The 23,630-nt window shown below is 47.8% G+C and carries 19 protein-coding genes; all 19 read right to left on the bottom strand.

The window, feature by feature from the left end:
- Window positions 1-142: 142 nt before the first annotated feature.
- Window positions 143-1,267 (bottom strand): cell division protein FtsZ, encoded by a 1,125-nt coding sequence (gene ftsZ, locus ACFPXP_RS16390; protein WP_379895467.1) that lies wholly within the window; start codon window positions 1,265-1,267, stop codon window positions 143-145.
- A gap of 88 nt (window positions 1,268-1,355) precedes the next feature.
- The gene (ftsA, locus tag ACFPXP_RS16385) at window positions 1,356-2,600 is read right to left on the bottom strand and encodes a cell division protein FtsA (protein WP_379895423.1); all 1,245 of its coding nucleotides are present in this window, start codon (window positions 2,598-2,600) and stop codon (window positions 1,356-1,358) included.
- Between the two features lie 273 nt (window positions 2,601-2,873).
- Entirely contained in the window at window positions 2,874-3,677 is an 804-nt protein-coding gene (locus ACFPXP_RS16380; RefSeq protein ID WP_379895422.1) for a cell division protein FtsQ/DivIB, read from the bottom strand.
- A gap of 104 nt (window positions 3,678-3,781) precedes the next feature.
- Entirely contained in the window at window positions 3,782-5,059 is a 1,278-nt protein-coding gene (murA, locus tag ACFPXP_RS16375) for a UDP-N-acetylglucosamine 1-carboxyvinyltransferase (protein ID WP_379895421.1), read from the bottom strand.
- Window positions 5,060-5,074: 15 nt separating this feature from the next.
- On the bottom strand, window positions 5,075-5,977 hold the full coding sequence (gene murB, locus ACFPXP_RS16370) for a UDP-N-acetylmuramate dehydrogenase (protein WP_379895420.1): 903 nt from the start codon (window positions 5,975-5,977) through the stop codon (window positions 5,075-5,077).
- 202 nt (window positions 5,978-6,179) lie between these two features.
- On the bottom strand, window positions 6,180-7,277 hold the full coding sequence (gene spoVE / locus ACFPXP_RS16365) for a stage V sporulation protein E (RefSeq protein ID WP_379895418.1): 1,098 nt from the start codon (window positions 7,275-7,277) through the stop codon (window positions 6,180-6,182).
- A 62-nt stretch (window positions 7,278-7,339) separates the two neighbouring features.
- Entirely contained in the window at window positions 7,340-8,743 is a 1,404-nt protein-coding gene (gene murD / locus ACFPXP_RS16360; protein ID WP_379895417.1) for a UDP-N-acetylmuramoyl-L-alanine--D-glutamate ligase, read from the bottom strand.
- Window positions 8,744-8,746: 3 nt separating this feature from the next.
- Window positions 8,747-9,712, bottom strand: coding sequence for a phospho-N-acetylmuramoyl-pentapeptide-transferase (gene mraY, locus ACFPXP_RS16355; protein WP_379895416.1), 966 nt, complete (start codon window positions 9,710-9,712; stop codon window positions 8,747-8,749).
- A 22-nt stretch (window positions 9,713-9,734) separates the two neighbouring features.
- Window positions 9,735-11,141: a UDP-N-acetylmuramoyl-tripeptide--D-alanyl-D-alanine ligase gene (locus tag ACFPXP_RS16350; protein ID WP_379895414.1), complete on the bottom strand. Its 1,407-nt coding sequence runs from the start codon at window positions 11,139-11,141 to the stop codon at window positions 9,735-9,737.
- Window positions 11,138-12,625 (bottom strand): UDP-N-acetylmuramoyl-L-alanyl-D-glutamate--2,6-diaminopimelate ligase, encoded by a 1,488-nt coding sequence (locus tag ACFPXP_RS16345; protein ID WP_379895412.1) that lies wholly within the window; start codon window positions 12,623-12,625, stop codon window positions 11,138-11,140. Before ACFPXP_RS16345 ends, ACFPXP_RS16350 begins: the two co-directional genes overlap by 4 nt.
- 83 nt (window positions 12,626-12,708) lie before the next feature.
- A complete protein-coding gene (locus ACFPXP_RS16340) occupies window positions 12,709-14,682 on the bottom strand; it encodes a stage V sporulation protein D (protein WP_379895411.1) in 1,974 nt (657 codons plus the stop codon).
- Between the two features lie 231 nt (window positions 14,683-14,913).
- Window positions 14,914-17,097, bottom strand: a complete 2,184-nt coding sequence (locus ACFPXP_RS16335; RefSeq protein WP_379895409.1) for a penicillin-binding transpeptidase domain-containing protein — start codon at window positions 17,095-17,097, stop codon at window positions 14,914-14,916.
- Window positions 17,098-17,111: 14 nt separating this feature from the next.
- A complete protein-coding gene (gene ftsL, locus ACFPXP_RS16330) occupies window positions 17,112-17,519 on the bottom strand; it encodes a cell division protein FtsL (RefSeq protein ID WP_379895408.1) in 408 nt (135 codons plus the stop codon).
- 28 nt (window positions 17,520-17,547) lie between these two features.
- On the bottom strand, window positions 17,548-18,501 hold the full coding sequence (rsmH, locus tag ACFPXP_RS16325) for a 16S rRNA (cytosine(1402)-N(4))-methyltransferase RsmH (protein ID WP_379895407.1): 954 nt from the start codon (window positions 18,499-18,501) through the stop codon (window positions 17,548-17,550).
- 11 nt (window positions 18,502-18,512) lie between these two features.
- Window positions 18,513-18,950 carry a division/cell wall cluster transcriptional repressor MraZ gene (gene mraZ, locus ACFPXP_RS16320; RefSeq protein WP_379895406.1) on the bottom strand — a complete coding sequence of 146 codons (438 nt, stop codon included), beginning with the start codon at window positions 18,948-18,950 and terminating at the stop codon, window positions 18,513-18,515.
- A 315-nt stretch (window positions 18,951-19,265) separates the two neighbouring features.
- Window positions 19,266-20,528: an adenosylhomocysteinase gene (locus ACFPXP_RS16315; protein WP_379895405.1), complete on the bottom strand. Its 1,263-nt coding sequence runs from the start codon at window positions 20,526-20,528 to the stop codon at window positions 19,266-19,268.
- Window positions 20,529-20,562: 34 nt separating this feature from the next.
- The gene (gene bshC, locus ACFPXP_RS16310; RefSeq protein WP_379895403.1) at window positions 20,563-22,188 is read right to left on the bottom strand and encodes a bacillithiol biosynthesis cysteine-adding enzyme BshC; all 1,626 of its coding nucleotides are present in this window, start codon (window positions 22,186-22,188) and stop codon (window positions 20,563-20,565) included.
- Window positions 22,189-22,367: 179 nt separating this feature from the next.
- A complete protein-coding gene (locus ACFPXP_RS16305; RefSeq protein WP_379895466.1) occupies window positions 22,368-23,234 on the bottom strand; it encodes an aminoglycoside phosphotransferase family protein in 867 nt (288 codons plus the stop codon).
- Window positions 23,235-23,521: 287 nt separating this feature from the next.
- The coding region (locus ACFPXP_RS16300) for an IS3 family transposase (protein ID WP_379893815.1) at window positions 23,522-23,630 on the bottom strand (109 nt) is incomplete at its 5' end.

Genomic DNA, 23,630 nt, shown 5'->3' with positions numbered 1-23,630 from the left:
CCGGACTTTTTTTGTCGAAAGGCGCTCTTACTTTCGTTCCCAATGAGAAAAAACGCCTGACGGCGTCTTGAGGTCGCGAGCATAAAAAAAGCCGGTCCAATAAGCCGCTAACGCTTACTGGACCAGCCTTCATCAAATCAAATTATTTATCGAAATGGTTTTTCTTGTTTCTAAGGAACGTTGGAATATCTAATTGATCCGCCGAAGGGCTGTTGCCAAACGGGCGAAGGCCCGAAGTACGATTCTCTGTACTTTCCGTCGTTGTTGTTGGAATAGAAGGCTTCCGGATCGGTGTATCCATCGATGGAGCCGGCTTATGTTCAAAGCCTGTCGCGATGACCGTCACCTTAATCGCATCCTTCATGTCATCATTAATGATCGCACCGAAAATCATGTTCACATCTGGATCTGAAGCAACGGTTACCATTTCAACCGCTTCATTGACTTCAAACAAGCTTAAGTTCGAACCTCCAGTGATGTTCATGATTACACCTTTTGCGCCTTCTATGGACGTTTCAAGCAGCGGGCTCATGATCGCTTTCTTCGCTGCCTCCGCCGCACGATTCTCGCCGGTCGCTTCTCCGATCCCCATCAGAGCGGATCCTCGCTCAGACATAATGGTTTTGACGTCGGCGAAGTCCAAGTTAATTAGACCCGGTACAGCAATCAGGTCAGAAATTCCTTGAACAGCTTGACGCAGTACGTTATCCGCTTCACGGAACGCTTCAATCATCGGCGTTTTCTTATCGACAATTTCAAGCAATCGATCGTTCGGAATAATAATCAATGTATCTACTTTTTCTCTTAAAGCGGCGATCCCTTGTTCCGCTTGAGCACTTCTCTTGCGTCCTTCAAACGTAAATGGACGGGTCACCACACCAACGGTGAGCGCACCGCATTCCTTCGCAATTTCAGCGATGACAGCAGCTGCACCTGTTCCTGTCCCGCCTCCCATGCCTGCTGTCACGAAGACCATATCCGCTCCGCCCAGCGCTTCCATAATTTGCTCACGGGATTCCTCCGCAGCCTTTTTACCGATATCTGGATTGGCACCCGCACCTAATCCGCGGGTTAGTTTCTCACCGATTTGCATTTTCACGGGAGACAAGGAGTAGTTCAATGCTTGAGCATCCGTGTTTACAGTAATAAACTCGACACCCTGAACACCGAACTCAATCATTCTATTTACTGCGTTGCTACCGCCTCCGCCAACACCGATGACTTTTATTGAGGCCAGCTGATTGGTCTCGAAATCAAACTCTAGCATATCTGTCATAATCCTCCTATTTCAACGAATAAGTACGTCTTTCGCATTTTCGTAAGGGATGGGTACGTCGCACTTTCCGCCCTGCTTTTTATATAAACTCGCTAAACCAATTTTTCACTTTATCAACAAAACCGGACTTCTTAGGTGAACTCTTCTTCAGAACTGATTTAGCAGCAGGCGCCGCACCAGCGCTCGGCATCCCCTTTCTGGAAGAACGGGATGCGTACTGAATAATCCCTACACCGTTCGTAAAGGACGGATCTCTGACACCGATGAAATCAGGCACCGCAATTCTTACAGAGGTTTGAAGAACTTGCTGCGCTGCGGCCAACATACCGGGCATTACCACGCTGCCTCCGGTGAGAACGTATCCTCCTGCCAATTCCTTCCCGCCGATTCTCGCAACTTCAGCTTGAACGAGTTGGAAGATTTCAACCACTCGCGGTTCGATAATATTCGACAAATCCGTTTGGCTGAATTCCTTCTCCGAATTGCTTCCAATACGGGGTACTTTAAAAAGCTGATCCGGCTCAGCATGCTCAATGAGAGCACAGCCGTATTTCAGTTTTATCATTTCAGCCATTTCGGTTTGTGTCCGCAAACCGATTGATATATCGTTCGTAATATATTCGCCGCCGATCGGCAAGGTCGATGTAGCTACGATGTTGCCATTCTCGAATATAGCAATCGTAGTAGCTCCTGCCCCGATATCCACTAATGCAGTTCCCATTGTTTTCTCATCTTTAGAGAGCGCAATCTGACTTGCGGCCAATGAGGAAAGCACAAGCCCTGATACCTGCAAACCCGCTTTCTCCACACAACGTAGCAGATTATGTACTGCTGTCTTGGCGCCGGTAATAATTGTCGCTTCGACTTCCAGGCGAACGCCGATCATCCCGTGTGGATCATGAATGCCTTCAAGTCCGTCAACTAAAAACTGTTTCGGAACAATCCCTATAATATCGCGTTCAGGCGGCAGCGCGATCACTTTCGCGGCTTGCAGCACTCTGTCAATATCTTCAAATCCAATTTCCCTGTCTTCATTTGACACCGCCACTACACCATGGCTGCTTTGCAAACCAATATGATTGCCCGTGATTCCAACATATACACTGGAAATTTCGATACTTACCATGCGCTCCGCATGATCCACCGCATTTCGGATCGACTGAACGGTCTGATCTATATCAACGATAGCTCCTTTGCGGATGCCCTGAGAATCAGCGGAGCCTACACCAACGATGTTTATGGAGCCATTGTTCAATTCTCCGATAATTGCCCTGACCTTGGATGTACCGATGTCCAAACTAACGATGATGTCATTGCTGCTCAACCTGTGGCACCTCCTGTTTACCTACTTTAACTGATCTATCCCATAGGATTCCTTTGTACTTATTCCACACGATCGTACAATTCCCTCTTTTTACGCCATTTTTTTAACGCGTTAATCATATTTCATTTACAATGAATCAATCGATTTGCGTGAAAGGTTATATTACTTTGATAACCATTCTACCAACCTCTCAACATAAGATCAATTTTATCATTATTTGCTCGGTTTTAATAGTCAATTTTTCATTTCTTTTCAATTATTGTCGAAAAATGACTAACCTTCTTCCGAATTTGACTCATTCGATGTATCGGGCCCCACCTCAGTTCCTTCCTGTGCACCAAAGGGACGATGAATAATCGCCTCGAGCATTGATATTTCGCCAGAGGTGATATCTTGAGACCGGAGCTCATATATTATATCAGGAAGAAGATCAATCTTATCTTTCAAATACGAAATGGTCGTAATCACTTCAAAGCCGGAACGGGTATAGAGCAGAATCTTGTCCTTGTATGAGGTCGTGGACGGCAACGGTTTAATCTCCGAAATATCAGCAAGCAGCTTCGAAGGGATTTCCCCGATCGTGCTGCTCAATTCGACTTTTTCCGCATCACGGCCTTCCCATCCCGTAAGCAGCGGCTTATCCAACTCCATCTGCTGTGAGCTGGCACTCACTTGAGTACCGTTTGCCAGAAGCAGTACGATTGTACCGTCACTTTTCACTTCATACGCTACGCCAGGAAACTCTTCTACCTCAACTGTCATTCGGCCTGGGAACGATTTCGTCACCTTCGCATGACGTATTTCTTTCAGCTCCATTATATCATTTTCAATTTCCTGCTCGTTCACGAGAAAATACGAATCGCCGTTTTCAACTTGAACTGCAGCCATTAGCTCTTCCTCGGACACATAATGATTGCCTTTGATTTCGATCGAAGAAATCTCGCTCAGGGAGGAACGGAAAAATAATACCGCCATCAGGGCAATAAAAAACATAAAGACCAGCAGTCTTATTTTTTTGTTCGCTTTTTTGGGTTTATTCCCCGTCTTCATCGCTGGAATCGGCACCCTATTATTCATGATCTCCCCCCTAAGGACTTGTCCCGATTGGCAAAAAGAAAAATGCCATTCCGTCACCTTGCCGCAAGCTCCATCGCAGGGCAAGGATCAGGTTGGCTCAACGTTCAATTATTAACAATTTTGGCCGTCTGCGTTCTTCGCGTAATGTTAGCGCCTAGAAGACCAAACATCTCTTCGATATTTTCATATCCGCGGTCAATATGATGAATTTGTTCAACTACCGTCGTCCCTTTGGCCGAGAGTCCAGCGATCACTAATGCTGCACCGGCTCTTAAATCGGTCGCCTCGACTGCAGCTCCGTACAGCCTTCGAACTCCGCGTATAAAGGCGGTATTCAGGTCTACACGAATATCCGCACCCATCCGGCAAAGCTCATCGACGTGTTTGAACCTTCCTTCAAAGATCGTCTCCCGGATGGTGCTCATGCCGTCAGACAGCGCCAGCAATGTCATAATCTGTGCCTGTAAATCCGTCGGAAACGCCGGATACGGCGAGGTAACAATTCGGTCCACAGCCATTGGTCTGCGGCTGCTGCATACATTGATTATATCACCCTTCACATCCACTTGAACACCGGCTCTTCTGAGTACATGGGTGAGAGACGTTAGGTGCTGTGAGTTCACACCCTCCAGTGTCACATTCCCTCTCGTTGCAGCCGCTGCAATCATGACAGTCCCGGCCACGATCCGATCAGGAATAACGTGATAGTGACATGGCGACAATTGCCTTACGCCTTGGATCGTAATGGTGCTCGTGCCTGCGCCGATAATGCGTGCGCCCATCTGATTAAGAAAATTTTGCAAATCCTGAATTTCCGGCTCTCTGGCGGCATTATGGATCACCGTGACCCCTTCCGCCCTGACCGCAGCCATCATAATGTTTTCTGTTGCACCGACGCTCGGTAGATCGAGAACAATTTCAGCTCCTTTAAGCTGATTGCCCTGACAAATAATCGTATCCGTGGACGACTTAAGCTCCCCGCCCAACGCTTCCAAACCACGTAGATGCAGGTCTATTTTTCGCTCGCCGATTGCACAGCCTCCAGGCTGATAGATTTGGACATGGCCAAACCTCGAAACCAGAGGCCCCATCAAAAATATCGAAGAACGCATTTGACTCATTAAATGTTCGGGAATATGGGAAGAGTGAACGTGCGTTGTATCCAGCACGATCTTCCCGTTCGAAAATTCTGCTTTGCAGCCTATCTCTCTTAATATTTGGAGCATGACTTGAATATCCAGTAGATTTGGCACATTGTCAATGACATGAACGCCCTCCACCATCACAGCAGCGGCTAAGATCGGAAGCGCGGCATTCTTAGAACCGTGCACGTGTATCGTCCCGGCAAGAGGCTCTCCACCTTGAATAACCAGTTTCTCCAATGTTTCACCTCCGAATTAACGCTCACCCATCAACAGAACCTCAGTTTCCAATTCGATCCCGTATTTTTGTTTAACGATGGCACGTATACGTTCGATCAGAGTGAGAACATCTTCAGCTGTCGCATTGCCCGTATTCACTATGAAATTCGAATGGAGCGTTGAAATTTCCGCCCCACCGCACCGCAGCCCCTTGAGTCCGGCTTCTTCAACCAGCTTTGCGGCATGGTGGCCTTCAGGGTTTCTAAACACGCTTCCCGCGCATGCCAATTGCAGCGGTTGTGTCCGAAGCCTACGGTCCTTATAGCTGGCTAGAGTTGCGGCAATTTCTTTCCGATCCCCGTGCTTCAATCGAAACACAGCTTCGGTGACAATCCCGCGCGTTTGCTGAAGCCGGGAATGACGATATGAGAAATCCAACTCTTCTGCATCATAGTTTACGAACTCCCCAGTCTCCAGCAATACTTCTGCGGATTGCAGTATACGTGACACATCAGACCCGTGCGCTCCTGCGTTCATATAGACGGCTCCGCCGACCGTGCCCGGAATCCCCCCTGAAAATTCCAGCCCAGTCAGCCCTTGCTTGCCGGCCATGACCGAAAGCTTAATAAAAGAATAGGCACCTCCTGCAATGACGATGCAGTCTTCGAAACGAATTTGTTCAAAGCCTTTGCCTAATTTCAGCACAGCGCCCCGAATTCCCCGGTCCGACACCAATGTATTGGATCCTCTGCCTAATTGGGTCCAAGGGATTTGATGCTCGGAAAGCGTGCGTAAGGCATGCACGAGCTCCTCCTTCGTATCTGCAACGATGAATACATCTGCAGGTCCGCCGATTTTCCAAGTCGTATGACGGGACATCGGCTCATTCTCTCTAACATCCTTGATGTGTGCCTTTAATTCTTTAATCACTTCCTGCATGGGTAAACCTCCTAAATGTACTTTGGAACGACCAGCGATGTTTATCGGGCCAATGATTACGGTATGCGACGAGTACGAGATGTCTGTTGGTAGTCACGTTTATACGGTATATTATGTTCAGCGTGTTCGGAGTGTGACAATCGCCCAAATAAACAGGCATTTATCAGATGCGAATCATACTGCAAGACAATGAGAAACTGCGTTATCTGGAGTACCTTGAAATATTCAGCAAAATTCCGATGGCTGTCAGCATAAGTGTTAAGGAAGAACCTCCCGCGGAGATTAACGGCAGTGTGATTCCGGTGACTGGCATGAGTCCGATCACGACACCGATATTTATCACAACCTGAACACCGATCATACCGGTAATTCCGACAGCCAGAAAGCTTCCAAACGAATCGGGCGCGGTGATCGCAGTTCGCATCCCTTTCCATACGAGCAGCATAAATAATACGAGCACGAATGCGCCGCCAATAAAGCCTAGTTCTTCGGCAATGATGGAGAAAATAAAATCCGTTTGCGGCTCTGGCAGGTAACTGTATTTTTGCCGGCTCATCCCTAAGCCTAAGCCAAACAGCTTGCCTGGTCCAATTGCATACAGCGACTGGATGGATTGATAACCGGCACCGAGAGGATCCTGCCATGGATCCAGGAAGGCCGTAATTCGCTTGAGCCGGTAGGGTGCCGCGATAATCAGTCCGATCAGTCCGACAACCCCAATCATCGCCAGTCCTGCCAGATGGGAGATTCTAGCGCCGGCTGAGAAAATGATAAGCAGCGAAGCTCCTACCAGTACAGCGCCTGTCCCTAAATCCGGCTGCAGCATAATGAGACCGAAGGCTGTACCCACGAGCAGCAGTGGAGGCATAAGCCCTTTCGTGAAATGGGTAATTTCTTTTTGTCTTTCCGCCAGATGCTTGGACAAAAATAAAATCATGCCCAGCTTCATAAACTCAGAAGGCTGAATACCGAATGCGCCAATTCCGAGCCAGCTGCGCGCTCCGCCGCGAACGACTCCGATGCCTGGAATCAGGACGATCACTAAAAAGACGAAGCAAACGATTAATCCGATTTTCGCAAATTTTTTCCATACCCAATAGTCGGTATTCATCGTAAAATACATCGCCACGATGCCAAGCACCGCAAAGATCAACTGGCGTTTCAAATAAAAAAATCGATCCCCGTAATCGTGAAATGCATTGACGGCACTGGCACTGTAAACCATGATGATGCCGACGGTTAAAAGCAGCAATGTTGAGACGAGTAGGAGCACGTCCGGTGCGGAACGGGTTTTTGCCATGATTGAACACCTCTTATCTGCAATCTTGAGGGGTACAGATCAAGGCTTGTTTACCCCCTCTCTTACAAATTATGCACGGTCTCCTTAAAAATGCGTCCCCTTTGCTCATAAGTGGAGAACATATCCCAGCTTGCACATGCAGGTGAGAGCAGGACAGTATCGCCTTCCTGCGCCATGCTGAGCGCCTTATCCAGCGCTTCCTGCAGCGCCTGATGGACGTTTTCTTTACCAGTTTCAACCGTTTGAATGTGGGTAATTCCGGCCTCTTGCGCCACTTTATTTAATTTGACTCGGGTCTCTCCCAGTGTAACGATCCCTTTCACTTTACCTTTAAACCACTCTGTGAGCTCTTTATAATCCATTCCACGGTCCAACCCTCCTGCGATTAATATCACCTTGCGCTCAAAAGCGTCTAGCGCCTTCATCGTCGAGGTCGGATTGGTCGATTTGGAATCGTTGTAAAAAGAGATGCCGTTCTTCTGCGTAACATATTCAAGCCGGTGCTCCACGCCTTGAAATGTCTTCAGAACTTCCTTAACAGCATCCATCGGCGTGCCTGCACACAAAGCAATGGCAGCGGCAGCCGCTGCATTTTCAAGATTATGTCTGCCTCTTAACGTCATTTCGCCGCTTTCGATGAGCGCGTGATCTACTCCCTCGCCGTCACGCCAAATCACAAGCTCTTTGCCCCCATCGCTCTTCAGCCAAACTCCATGATCCACTTCATGGCGAACGGAGAACCATACGATGCCGCTTTTGATCTGCTTCGACAATTGCACACAAGCCTCATCATCAGCGTGCAAAACCGCGATATCCTCCGCCGTTTGGTTGGCAAACAGCTTGTATTTCGAGCTTATATAATCGTCGATGGAGCCATGATAGTCTAGATGGGTTGCATATATGTTCAAAAGACAAGCAATTTTCGGATGGAAATCGCCTGTCCCTTTCAGCTGGAAACTGCTGAGCTCGGTCACAAGCCAATGGTCTGACTCTGCCTCTTCAGCCGCTTCACAAAGAGGAATGCCGATATTCCCCGCTATAATCGGACGCTTTCCTCCCGCTTTCAGCATCTCGTAAGTCCAAGTCGTTGTGGTCGTCTTGCCATTGGAACCGGTGATTCCGATAATTGGAGCAGAGGTTACATGCTGCGCTACCTCGACTTCCGTCACCACCTCGACACCGAGCTCTAAGGCGCGCTGAACAGGCGGTGAGCTATATGGAATCCCGGGATTTTTGACAACAAGTGCCGTGTTCTCATCGATGAGATCGTCAGGGTGATGACCGCAAACGACAGAAATTCCCAAAGCCTCTAATACATCGGCTTCGGGACTCTGGTCACGCGGTTTCAAATCGTTGACGACAAGCTTAGCTCCATATTTCTGGAAAACTCTGGCTACTGCCTGTCCGCTGCGGGCTAAACCGAGAACAACTACTTTTTTAGAACGATACGTATTTGGATGATGCATGCTTTACAACCCCTCATGTAGAAATAGCCCTAAGCCGGCAAGAATCAAAGCCGCTATCCAAAAGGTGATGACAACGCGCCACTCAGACCAGCCGCTCAGTTCGAAATGATGATGAATCGGGCTCATTTTAAATACTCTTTTTCCTGTCGTTTTAAAGGAAGTCACCTGAATGATTACCGATAAGATCTCGATAATAAACACGCCGCCGATGACAACGAGCAACAGTTCTGTCTTGGTCAGCAGCGAGACTGCAACGAGTCCTCCGCCGATTCCGAGAGATCCGGTGTCCCCCATAAATACTTTCGCGGGGTGCGCATTGAACACAAGAAACCCAAGAACAGCACCAATCATCGCTGCCGAGAAGAAGGCCGACTCATGTTCACTGCCCATCATGGCGATTACCGTTAAGGCGCCGAACGCAATCGCGCTTGTTCCCGAGAGCAAACCATCCAAGCCGTCGGTAAAGTTGACGGCATTAGACATGCCCATCATGAACAAGATCACAAATGGGTAGTACAGCCAGCCTAACGGAATGTGAAGATCCAATCCGGGAATAATCAGATCGGTATTATGATCAATGCGATACAGCATCACACATACGATCACCGCGAAAATAAGCTGACCCAGCATCTTTTGTCTTGCCGTCAATCCCAAAGAACGCTTGAATACTATTTTAATATAATCATCTAGGAAACCGATTAAACCGTATCCGAGGGATGCAACCAGCAAAATATAAAATTCCATCGATCGATGGCCGCCAAATCGGAAATACGCAAGCGATAACGCCAGCATGATAATGATTCCGCCCATCGTCGGCGTGCCTTTTTTTTTCAGGTGCGCTTGCGGGCCTTCCTCCCGAATTTGCTGCCCAAATTTCAACCTCCTGAGCAGCGGAATAAATAAAGGACCGACAATCACGGCCAGCAAAAAGGACACTCCCATGGTTAACATGATGGCTGAAAATTCCATATTAGAACCCCTCATTCTTTCTTCATCTTAGACCGTTCACAACTTCTTCCAAGCGCATTCCCCTAGATCCCTTGACGAGAACGACTGTTTTGCCGCTAGAAAAGGATTTCAGCTTCAGCACAATATCCTCTTTGTTGGAAAACGAAATCACCGAGCCTGACGGATACGCGTCGGAAACAGCCAAAGCAATTTGCTCGGCCAGCTCCCCGTAAGTAAACACATATTGAATTTCATCCGGATGCAGCAGGCGGCCAATATCGCGATGAAACTGCTCTTCCTGCTCCCCGAGCTCCAGCATATCACCGAGCACAGCGATTTTCGTATCATAGCCGGGCAGTTCGGACAACAATTGAAGTGCTGCTTTCATCGAAGTGGGGCTTGCGTTGTAGCAGTCATTCAAAATCGTCATGCCGTTCTTGGCTTCAATTTGTTCAATCCTCATCCCCGTCGCCTTCATCGTCTTCAAGCCTTGAACGATATCCGCTTCGGACACGCCCATATACTTAGATACAGCTATAGCTGCGATAGCATTCGTTACATTGTGCAGCCCAAGCATCGGAACATAATAAGTAGGCGATTGGGAAGTATTCAGCACAAAAAAGGTTCCTTTGTCGTCCATCATCGTGCTGATCGGAAACAAATCATTCCGGTCGCTGTCCCCAAACCTTAAGTACTTGATCGATGGGGAAATTTGGAATCCCAGCACTTCGTCAGAAAGCTTCATCTCTGGAAACAACTGCTCGATTAACGGTTCATCTCCCGGATAGACAAAAAACCCGTCTTCCTGGATACCCGATAATATTTCCATCTTCGCCTTCGCGATCTCCAAGCGGCTGCCAAGCTGCATCAGGTGGGCTTCCCCAATGTTCGTAATGATGACAGCCTCTGGCCGGGAAAGCTGAGACAGAAGTTCGATTTCATGTCTTCCGCTCATTCCCATTTCGAGAACGGCCATCTCTGTGTCTTCTTCCATCGACAGCAGCGTTAACGGAAGTCCAATATGATTGTTAAAGTTCCCTTCCGTTTTGTGCACTTTGTATGTCGTCCCCAAAATCGAGGCGACCATATCCTTTGTCGTTGTTTTCCCATTGCTCCCGGTAATGCCAATGACTCTGACTGCCAGCTCGTTTCGATAGGCGGAAGCAAGCTGCTGCAGGGCAGTCAATGTATTCTCCACTTGTATCGCAGGGACCCCTTCAGGAGGCTGTCCTTGGTCCGCTTGCCACAATACCGCGGCAGCCCCCTTCTGAATGGCTTCCTCTGCGTACTGGTGTCCGTTGAATTTCTCACCAATCAGCGGAATAAAGAGGCTGTCTCTTGCTATGCTTCGAGAATCGGTGCTGACTCCTCGAATTGCACTTTCGGGGGTGCCGAATATGAGCTGTCCTCCAGCCATATTGCTTATTTGCTGCAGGGTTCTATTTATCAATGAAACCGTCTCCTTATGGCGTGTTTTGCAACGATGCGGTCATCGAAATCCGTTCTGATTCCATTCACTTCCTGATACGTTTCGTGACCTTTTCCCGCAATCAATACTACATCTTCATGGCTTGCCATTTCAATAGCCGCTTCAATCGCTTCCTTTCGGTCTACGATCATGCTGTACTGTTCAGGGGACAATCCGCCGCGCACAACCCCCGGTTCTATATCAGCCAAGATCAAGGATGGATCCTCCGTCCGCGGATTGTCCGAAGTGACAAACACATAGTCACTGTATTTCGCTGCGATCTCCCCCATGACTGGACGTTTCGTCCGATCGCGGTCTCCTCCGCAGCCGAATACACTGATGATGTTGCCCTTTGCAAAATCCTTAATGGTGGCGAGTACATTCTCCAAGCTATCCGGCGTATGCGCGTAATCGACCACAACTAAGAAAGGCTGCCCTTCCATCACGGCCTCAAATCGGCCGTTCACACCTGAAACCTTCTCTAACGATGTTTGAATATCCTCCAGCGCGAATCCTTCGGCTAAACCTGCTGCAATCGCCGCAAGGGCATTATAGACGCTGAATTTTCCAATTAGTTTTAGGGTAATTGACGCATGACCCGCAAAGCTCTCCACCTGAAACATCGTGCCCTGATGTGTAATCCGAATATTCGTTGCCCTTACGTCCGCTTCCTGATCAATTCCGTATGTGATCACCTGTGCGGACGTCACTCGAGCAAACACTTTACTCGCTGGATCATCCGCATTCAGAACAGCCACTTTGCGCCGGTTCACATCCGGCGTGAAGGTGTTGCCTAGCCTTGAGAAGAATAATGACTTGGCATCCCTATAATTCTCCATCGTTTCATGGAAATCGAGATGATCCTGCGTCAAGTTGGTAAAGATCGCTGTTTTAAAGTCACACCCCTTCACCCTGCCCAATTCTAGAGCATGACTGGATACCTCCATCACCGCGTATTCTGCCCCGGAATCACGCATTTTTCTGAGATTGCGCTGCAGATCGAGTGATTCTAGTGTTGTATTTTTGGATTCAAACACTTCGCCGCCGATTTTGGTCTGAATGGTGCCCATCAGACCCAGCTTTTTTCCTTGATCCTCTAATATCCGTTCCATCAAATACGTAATGGTCGTTTTCCCATTCGTACCTGTTACGCCGATCACTTTGAGTTCGGAGCTGGGGTATCCGTAAAAATGTGCGGCAATGACTGACATCGCATAGCGAGTATCCTTCACGATTAGCTGAGGAATGTCCAGCGCCAATTTTTGCTCCGTGACCAGTGCAGCGGCTCCTCGCTCCACTGCGTCGGCTGCAAACTCATGCCCATCGAATTGATATCCGCGTATACAAATAAATAAATCTCCAGGCCGAACCTTTCGATTATCCGCTGCCAGCCCTTGAATTTCGGTCTCCGGATCCCCTTCACAACGACTGGCGACGAACAAAGCTGCACATTCTTTAAGCTTCATATAAATCCTCCTCAGCGACTGCTTCACTACACCTTATAAGATAAATATTAATATTATGGTCAAACTTTCCTAATCCACAACGTCTAATTCCCGTTTTTTTGTTTTTCATCGGTTTCTTCTTTGGATTTTGGTTCGGCAGGCGGATCGGACAAGAAGATGCGAATCGTCGATCCCTGTTCTACCCTTTCCCCCGGCTTCGGTGCCTGATTCACAACCATGCTTCCGGATCCAGATGTCGCTAAATTAAAGTTTTGATTCATCATTTCATAAATTTCAGTCACCGACATTCCGATCAAATTAGGCACCTCAACGATCTGAGTTTCACCATAAGTATATTCCCTCGGTACCTGCTCTGAACGCGGCTCCACTTCCATGTATCTTAGTGCATCCTCCAGCATATTCTTCACGAGTGGTGCGGCGACAAGACCACCGAACTGTATTCCTTTCGGATTATCTACTGCGGCGTAAATCACAATTTGCGGATCGTCCGCTGGTGCAAAGCCGATAAAAGAAACGATGTGTTCGGTTTTTGAATATCTCCCATCAATTACTTTCTGCGCAGTACCGGTTTTTCCTCCAACACGGTACCCGTCAATAAAAGCGTTCTTACCGGTTCCTTGTGCAACCACGCTTTCCAGCGCTTCGCGAACCTTTTTCGAGGTTTCTTCCGAAATGACGGTGCGTACAAGCTCAGGCTCTATCGTTTCTACCACTTCACCGCTCTTCGGATCGATCCACGCCTTCGCCAAATGCGGCTCATACAGCTTTCCTCCGTTGATGGCAGCCGACACTGCGGTAATTTGCTGAATCGGTGTCACAGATACCCCTTGACCGAAAGAAGTCGTTGCCAGCTCCACTGGTCCCACCCGATCGAGCTTGAAGAGAATTCCATTCTCCTCTCCGCCTAAATCAATGCCGGTCTTTTGTCCAAATCCGAAATTCTTAATGTAGTCGAACAGTGTTTCCTTCCCTAATCTTTGGCCCATGACGACAAAACCAGGGTTGCAGGAGTTTTCTACGACCTCGAGGAACGACTCGCTTCCATGCCCGCCTTTTTTCCAGCAGCGCAATCGAGCTCCTGCCACTTCTATATAACCCGGATCATGGAAATGCTCATTTTCGAGGTCCACCTTTCCTTCCTCCAATGCGGCGGCAAGGGTAATAATCTTAAAGGTGGAACCCGGTTCATATGTCATCCAGATAGGAAGGATCCGATTGTAAACCTCCTGCGGGTATTCCCTGTAATTTTCTGGCTCATAGTCAGGACGAGAGGCCATGCCGAGAATTTCTCCCGTATTCGGATCCATAGCAATGGCCCATACCCCGTTCGGCTGATGCTTGATCATTGCTTGATCCAGTTCACGCTCCATAATGGTCTGAATCTGTTTGTCGATGGTAAGCTGCAGATTCATTCCATCGCGCGGCTCCACATACTTCGATGTTGTCCCCGGCATTTCTCTTCCAGCCGCATCCGCTAAATATGAAATAGAGCCTTCTATTCCTTTCAAGTAGCTGTCATAGGTGAGTTCAATCCCCGTAAGTCCTTGATTGTCAATGCCGGTAAAGCCGAGAATATGTGAAGCTAAGTTTCCATACGGATAGAACCGCTTATTGTCCTCAGCCACAACGATACCGGGCAAATTCAGCTCTCGTATTTCCTGCGCTTTTTCCAGTGTTATTTTTCGTCCGCCCGGCTGCAGCTTGACACTCGATTGACGCTTCGTAATCAAAGTATATATCTGCTCTTCCGACATCCCGAGAATCGGCGACAGCTTTTGGGCTGCCACTTCCGGTTCCTTCACTTGAGCCGGGATCGCCATAACAGTCGGCGAAGTTATATTATATGCAAGCTGAACACCATTGCGATCCAAGATTTCTCCTCTTTTTGCCGTGAAAGGTATATTTCTGCGCCAAGAATCCTCAGCTTTCTCTGAGATTTCTGTCCCTTGAATCAACTGAACATATCCAAGACGAACAACCAAAGCGGTAAAAAGTAGGGTGGTACAAATCAATACGATAAACAGCCTGCGTCGAACCGTGACATTAGAAACCTTCATCCCGCAGATCCTCCTCATTCTAACTCCTTATGCAGCCCTATTACACTTTCATAACCATGAGTATTCAATAAGCATAAGGGTTAGAACAAGCTGTCTGATCTGCTTTCTTCCCGATGAATGAATCCGAAAGAAAAGGGAGCTGCGGGAAATTCTGTCATTCCCTCAGCACCCCGTGTGTGGATCGTCTATAGTAAGTCTATTATTGTACTAGTGCTGCTTATCATCCGGTTTTTAACCTTCGTCCTCATCATCTGAATCAGAGGAGATCTCTCTTAAAGGCTTCAGCTGTAAAAAAAGTTTGCGGGTGCCGCCTGCCGTTTGAAGCTCTTGGGCGTCCACATAGCCCTCTCCCTCAACGACCGTCTCCAATTGGAGCAGCTTAGCAATTTGCAGCGCGTCTCGCAAGGATTTGCCTTTCAAATCGGGGATTTCCGCTTTCTCTGGTGCTTCAGTCAACATATAAATTCGTTCGCCTGAGACAATTTCCGACCCCTGCTGCGGAATTTGGGCAATCACCTCTGTACCTTCTCCGATGATCTCATATGAGATCCCCTGCACTTGAAGCTTATTTTCAGCCGCGGAAACCGCCAACCCTTTCAGATCCGGCACCTGACTGTCTCCAGCTGGTGAAGAAATGGAAGTCCCCTCTTCTTCCTGCTCGCTCACCCCCAAATAACGTAAGCTCTTCGACATAATCTCACGAAATGCGGGAGCGACCACCTGACTTCCGTTTCGATAATCTCCATCCAAATCCGGTGCGTCGGCGATCACAATGAGCGCAATCTTCGGATTCTCTACAGGAGCGTATCCGATAAATGAAACGACATATTGTCCATCCGCGTATTTGCCGTTAACTACCTTTTGGGCCGTCCCCGTCTTCCCGGCAATCCGATATCCATCGATATAGGCCATGCGTCCGGTGCCGATCTCCTGGTCGGAGATGACTTGCTCTAAGTAATCCCCGACCTGCTTCGAAGTTTCCTCGCTGATTACTCGGCGAATCGTCTTCGGCTCGTTCGACTCGATCACTTCTCCGGTCTCAGAGTCGACAATCTCCTTAACCAGATACGGCTGTTTCAGCTCCCCGCCGTTGGCAATCGCCGAAATCGCGGCCACCTGCTGGAGCGGCGTTACCTGGACAAGACCTTGACCGAAGGTCGCGGTCGCGACTTCCGTCGCAATCCAATTGCGAAACGAAATCGAACCTGCCAATTCCCCTTGGATGTCAATTCCTGTCTTGGTTCCGAAGCCAAAGGCATCAATATAGCTTCGCAACTTCTCGGCACCCAACTGCTCATAGCCAAGCTTAACAAACGCTACGTTACTTGACCGTTTCAAGCCTTCCATATAACTGATGCGCCCCCAACCTTGACCGTAGTTATGGTCGTGGATCGGAGTTCCGGCCACATTGATCGAACCGGATTGAAATTCATCTTCCGGATTGAATATCCCTTCTTCTACTGCCGCGGCCAGCGTCACGATCTTAAAGGTAGAACCTGGCTCATACAGCGCGGAAACCGAGTTGTTTTTAAAATCTTCAAAGCTGTCAAAATCCCAATATTCATTCGGATTGTATGTGGGCATGTTCGCCATTGCTAGAATTTCCATCGTCTCTGGATCTGCAGCAATGGCCGTCATGCTTTTCGGCCGAAACTGCTTGTAAGCTTTCTCCAGCGCTTGTTCAACGAACAATTGAATTTTCTCGTCAATGGTCAGCCGAATATTGTCTCCGTTCTGCGGAGGAATCAGCTCTACTTCTCCACCCGGAATCTCGTAACCGAGCCGGTCCCGTTCATAGCTTATTTTGCCGGGGATGCCTCTCAAAATATCATCGTACTGCTGCTCGATCCCTTGCTGCGCCTCGCCTTCCAAATTCGTATAGCCGAGTACGTGAGAGGCCAATTGCTTCAGCGGGTAATACCTTTTCTTCTCCTCTAGAAGATAGATCCCGTTCAAATCCCGCTCTTTCATTTCCTCTCGAATTTGATTTGCCCGTTCACTGTCAATCTTCCAACCTTCTCTTCTAATCTCTACTTGTATATAGTAATCGCCGTTGCTTTGCTTGGCGGTTACTTTCCCATATAATTCCTGCTTCTTCTCAGCAGAGGTCATGCCTAAAATCGGAGCCAGCATTTCCACAACCTCGTCTGCCGTTCCGTTTTTATGAATTAAGTCAGGATTCACCGCGACCGTATAAGCTGCAGCATCCTGGGCCAGCACTTGTCCATTGCGATCCGTAATGGCCCCTCTTGTAGGAAGCAGCTGTTTGCTAGTTTCCCACGTTTTCTTCGCCTCGTCCATCAGCATAGATGCATCTACGACTTGAATCCAATACATTCTGGCCATAATTGAAACAAAAAACAACGTAAACACGGCACCAGCCAACAAAGAACGAAGTTTTATTTTTTTGTTCATCGCGATCAGATTCCTTAATTGTTATTTGCCATATTTCCAACTTGCGCGCTTACGCCGGATTGAACCTGCTGCAACGAATTTTCGTTCACATATACGAGTCCTAATTCCTCTGCCTGCTTCATCAGTCTAGATGGCTCAAGCAATTCCTGCGCTTTCAGCTGCAAGGTTGCGTTCGAGCTCTCTAATTGATCGATCTTTCTTTCTACCTCTTGAATCTTCGTATTCAAACTATAGATTTGCGCATAACGCCAAATGACAGCCGCTGCAACGGCCATGCAAAGAATAATGACCAATAAATACAGCAGCTTTTCCGCCATCGGAATAGAAACCTTCTTGGAGACCACTTTTCGGGTTTCCCGCACCTTCACTTTCGGTTTCTTCTTCGGGTCTAAGGCAAGATTCCCATTATAGTACGCCGACAATTCGCATTTCTCCTCTCTGCTGCGATTTCTACAACTTCTCTGCTACCCGCAGCTTCGCGGAACGGGCTCTTGGGTTTAACTCAAGCTCCTGTTCGGAAGGCAGCAGCGGTTTTCTATTCACCAGTTTGATGACCGCCTTCTTATGGCAAACACATATCGGAAACCCCGGAGGGCAAGTACAAGCTTCAGCCAGCTTCGCAAAGGTCTGCTTACAAATCCGATCCTCTAGCGAATGGAACGTAATGACGCTGATTCTTCCGCCGGGAGCCAGACATTCCACGCTTTGTTTCAGTGCTTCTTTAAACACATTCAGCTCATCGTTCACCTCGATGCGAATCGCCTGAAAGGTACGCTTGGCCGGATGCGGTCCGGTCCTTCGAGCGGCAGCGGGAATTGCCGATTTAATAATCTCTACAAGCTCGCCGGTCGTCTCGATCGCTTTCTGCGAACGAGCCGCGACGATTTCTTTGGCAATTCGTCTGGAAAATTTCTCCTCGCCGTATTCATAAATTACATCGGCCAAGTCCTTCTCCGGATATTCGTTGACCACATGATATGCCGTCAAGCTCTCTTCGCGATCCATTCGCATGTCGAGCGGAGCATCATGATTGTAGCTGAAGCCTCTTTCAGCTTCATCCAATTGCGGAGACGACACCCCTAGATCAAACAATACGCCTTGAACCTGTGGTATTCCCTCGGAGGAACGCGGCACATTCAGTTCAAGGAGCACTTTCTTCAATTCCTTAAAATTCGATTTTACAAATTTCACTTTGCTTTCATAGGGAGCAAGACGCTGAGCTGCATGAGTTAAAGCGGCATCATCCTGATCAATTGCGATAAGCAGTCCATTCTCGCTCAATTGAGAGGCAATCCATTCGCTGTGTCCTGCACCACCTAAGGTGCAGTCTACATAAATGCCGTCAGGCTGAATATGGAGACCATCCACCGCTTCTTCCTTCAAAACCGTGATGTGATGAAACAAACCTCTTCCTCCTAAAAATTAAAATCAAAATCAACCAGCTTCTCCGCGATCTCATTGAAAGATTCCTCAGACTGCTGGTTATACGCATCCCAAACTTCCTTCGCCCATATTTCAACTCGATTCGACACTCCGATAACCACCGCATTACCGGACAGCTTGGCATGCTCTTTCAAATTATTGGGTATATTTACTCTGCCCTGCTTGTCTAATTCGCATTCAGTAGCGCCCGAGAAGAAAAAACGGGTAAACGCCCTAGCATCAGACTTCATAAGAGGCAGCGCTTTAAGCTTCTGCTCAAGGACAGACCATTCTTCCTGAGGGTAAATGAACAGGCAGTTATCCAGTCCACGGGTCATCACAAAGGTAGGACCAAGCATATCTCGGAACTTCGCCGGTACGATCATACGGCCCTTGTCGTCTACACTGTGCTGGTATTCACCCATGAACATACGGCTCTGCCCCCTTTCTACCCTTTTGCCCCACTTTGCCCCACAATCTACCACTCAATGCGTAAATATTCGCCACCACAAAAAAAAATCCTGCTTTTTGGGCAGGATTTTTTTGCATCATATTCGCTCTGAGACCTTTTCCCTACGCAACTTTCGTGGTCTCAATGCTCTTAATCAGCAGAATGGATATGAAAAACATAAGACAGCGTATGGAATGAACAGATTAATTTTGTCGATTTACTATTCTTTATCCCTAGATTTCAATTTGGAAAAACAGGAAATAAGAACTACTTCAGTATGACTCTGATAACGTCGTTATTCTGCCCAGCTGTCCAAGTATTTCTTCTGGGCGTCGGTTAAACGGTCAATCGAAATCCCCATCGATGCTAATTTAATTCGAGCCACCTGCTCATCAATTTCATAAGGTACAGGTACGACTTTATTCCCTAACGCCGTGTAGTGGTCGTTCGCATACTTCAGAGACATGGCCTGCAGTGCAAAGGTCATATCCATGATTTCCGCCGGATGACCGTCGCCGGCAGCCAGATTGACCAGTCTCCCTTCAGCCAGCAAATAAATTTTGTTGCCGTTTTTCAACTGGTATTCTTCAATATTTCTGCGAACCGTTCTCTTGGATTGGGAACGTTCCTCCAGTTCAACCTTATTCACTTCAATGTCAAAATGTCCTGCATTGGAAAGAATAGCTCCATCCTTCATCACATCGTAATGCTCTCCGCGAATGACATCGCGGTTGCCTGTCACGGTCACGAAATAATCCCCGATCTTGGCAGCTTCCCCCATTGGCAATACAGTGAAGCCGTCCATATGCGCTTCGACTGCCTTAATGGCGTCTACTTCCGTCACCACAACCTTCGCTCCTAAACCTTTCGCGCGCATCGCCACACCTTTGCCGCACCAGCCATATCCGACTACAACGACCGTCTTTCCTGCGACGACCAGATTGGTCGTCCGATTAATGCCGTCCCATACCGATTGACCCGTACCGTACCGATTATCGAATAAGTATTTACAGAATGCATCGTTGACCGCGATCATTGGAAACTGCAGTTTATTTTCTTTCTCCAATGCTTTTAAACGCAAAATGCCTGTTGTTGTTTCCTCAGCGCCACCTCGCACCTGCGACAATAAGTCTTGGCGTTCCGAGTGAAGAATGGTGACCAAATCACCGCCATCGTCAATAATCAAATCCGGCTTCGTCTCCAGCGTTTTGATCAAGTGAGACTTGTACTCTTCTGGTGACGGATTGTATTTTGCGAATACCGTAATTCCATCCGATACCAGAGCAGCACAAACATCATCTTGCGTCGATAGCGGATTAGAGCCTGTGATAGTAACTTCAGCGCCTCCGGCTTGAATCACCTTGGCCAAGTAAGCCGTTTTTGCCTCCAAATGAAGAGAGATCGCTACTTTCAATCCCTTGAAAGGAAGCTCTTTCTCAAACTGTTCGCGAATACTATTAAGTACCGGCATATGCGCTTGAACCCAGTCAATTTTTAATTTACCTTCCGGTGCCAATGCGGCATCGGTAATGATGCTTTCTTTCGATGCATTCGTCATCCCGAATTCTCCTTCATTCCATATATTTTGATCGTTAAACGTACATAAGATAATGCACTTCGTCATCCGCATCCCAGCGGATCAAATCCTCTAACCACTGCATGCCGTATTTATTCAGGTACACAAATACATTGTATACCCGCTCCTGGTATTTGCCCATCGGCTTTAAGGAAGCATACATCTTTTCCCATTGGCGCATAGCTGTACCGTGGCGATCGATGAGTGCTTTCTTGGCCTTGTTTTCTAAAAAGACGATCTGTTCCAGTATCTTCTCCATATTGGTGTTACCTAATTGGTTCATTCCCGGCTGGATCTGCTTCAAAGATTCCACAACGGGGCGGTATAATCTGATAAACTCATCTCTCACACGATGGAATTGTCCTTCAATGTCAATATGATCCTGATCCTTAAGCCAAGCTTGAAGCTTTTCCTCATATCGCTCCATTACATCTTCAGCGGTAAGTTCATATTTATCTAGATGCTTCTGTACAGTGCTTTCAACAAAGGTGATTTCTGTTCTAGGAATCAGCACCGGCATCTCCATGTCCAGATGCTCGAAAGCCGGCTTGAGCAGTCCCCAATATGCGATTTCCGCTGGTCCCAGCACGGTACCGAGCACAGGAAAAAGAAATTCCTGCATTAAAGGTCTCGTAAATACATTATTGCTGAAACGTTCAGGATGCTCCTCGATGAAGGTCAGCAGTTCTTCCTTCGTCCAGCTTTCCGTTCCCTGCTTATCCTGAAACCTTCCATCTTCGTATTGCAGCAGCTTGCGCCTGCCTCCGCTGCGCATGAACAGATTGACCTGATGCTCGGCAGGCTCGGCCTGCAATGGAAATCCATCACGTACAAGCGCTTCCCCCTGCTTCACAATCATTTCATTCAGTGCCTCATGCTGCTCCAGCAGCTCACGGAACATCGGCCGCTCCAACGCGCGAATGTTAGGATCTGCTGCATCCATGAGCACTAAGCCATGCTCTGCAAACAACCAAGCCATCGTTCGGGCAAAGGCATCGCTTAATGTACCGGATTGCTGATGAATTTCCCTTAGCTTGCCGACCAATTGTGATTTAAATTCGGTGTCTATTAAATAAGCTTCCAGCTTCTCCATCACTTCATTCCAATCGTCCTGTGAGATGGAGACATGGCTAACGCCTTCTAACGCTTGAATCCGCGAATCCAGCGACAGCTTCTCGAATTTGCCTTGAGGGTTCAACACCTGAATATGATTCACTTCATTCATGTCGTGATCTTCTCCGGCAATCCAGAATACGGGGACTACGGGTTTGCCTAATGCTGCAGAAGCCTTTTTCGCTTCTTGAATAATCGTGATCGCCTTATACATAACTAGCACAGGACCGGTCAATAATCCGGCCTGTTGACCGCCAATGATGACAAGCGTTTCAGGTCTAAGCAGGGCGCGGATCGACTCCATCGCCTTCGGTGAATTATGTATGCGAAGATTGTATTCCTCCAATACGGAGACAAGCCTTGTACGGTCTGCTTTTTGCCGTTCAGGCTTCTCCATCCTCACATTTCGCGCTATATAAGCGTCCGGACGTTTTGATATATATGAATAATAAGTGCTTACCCGATCGGAACCATTCACAAATTCAGCCGACAGGGTGTTTCTGTGTGCACGGTATGGTACGGAATTCATATGGACCCTCCTTTGGCTTGCAGATTACTCTAATGATTGTACACGTCTTTTATCTGACTCGTCAAAGTGTAGAATTGTATATTTTTTCGTTCATGGTCGGGTATCGCATTAGCAGCTCTTGAACCTTTATCTTTCTTAGACCTCAGGTTTATGATTCGATTGATTGTCTTGAATCATATTTACGCCAAATGCTTCTTCCATTTCGTCCAAGCTTCGAGATATTCCGGTAAATCCTCAGGATGGTGCCTCATACATATGCCGATCCGAAAGTAAAGCTGAATCGCTGTTTCTTCAATTAACCTTGTTTCATCCACGGCTTGATACTGAAGCAGCGAATACGCTGAAATCAAGGTGTCCGTATTCAGATCGTCCGGTGAAGAGCAGAAGGCGTAAAGAAAATCGTACAGCACGGGTCCAACGATTGGCGAGGGATCAATGACACCGACGAATGAATATTGATCGAATACGAAATTATGCACACCGGTATCGCCATGCAGCAAGTATTGTTCTTCAACATCGGAAGCAGCATACCACTTATGAACAAGCCGCTGAACGAGGCGATGATCTATATCCGGCAGTCTCTCACCGATATCGTCTACAGTTTCTTCTAAGCTCGTCTGCATAAACTCGTGCCAGCTTTGCCGCGGTATGCCGAACCTGCCCCATGTTGCCGTCTCTTTGACAGGAGTGTAATAATTAAGCAGATCTGTCACCAAACGAGCCATCCATGCTTTTTTGGAACTGCGATGCACATGTGTTGTCCCCTCTAGAAAGGAATACACCAAGTAAGAACTTTCCGGATCATGATACAGCAATTTTGGAAGCAGCGGGGACTGATGATACGTCTGTAAAAAGTGTTTTACCGGTGCAATTTGCTCCGGATGGTCCAGCTTCAATATATATGAGGATAGATGATCCGAGATCAAGTAGACAAGGCCTTCTGTTGTCCCGCTCAACTGTTTAATCTTTACGGCAAGACTAGAAATAATGCCTCTCTCATATAAGCGTTGTATGATCCGCTGCATATGAGGCTCCATCGTCGCCATATTAGCCACACTCTCCAACTCCCTTTCTTTCATTTCAACTCAGGATAACAACCAACTTCAGTATATCTCATTGAAATCCCTATATAGAAGAGGGGAAGAATGATGAATTTTGTGCCGTCCGTATCGGTAGATCTTTTGATAAATCGAGTAGGAGGGGGCGGCTAGCCCCCGACCTCTCACACCACCGTACATGCGGGTCCGCATACGGCGGTTCCTAAAGGTTAACAAAGTTCTTCATACCGACGAAGTAAGCTGAACAGCCCTCGCACTGGATTGTCAACAGTAAATCAGACAACTTTTTTAAGGGCTTGTTTGCGATACTGAACAGGCGTCAAATATCCCAGCGTTCCGTGAATTCGATGCTTGTTAAACCAGTTAACGTAATCGTATAATTCC

This window comes from Marinicrinis lubricantis (assembly GCF_042658665.1).
Classification (GTDB): Bacteria; Bacillota; Bacilli; order Paenibacillales; family KCTC-33676; genus Marinicrinis; species Marinicrinis lubricantis.
The sequence above is the reverse complement of the archived record's forward strand: the minus strand, read 5'-3'. Positions and strand labels throughout refer to the sequence as shown.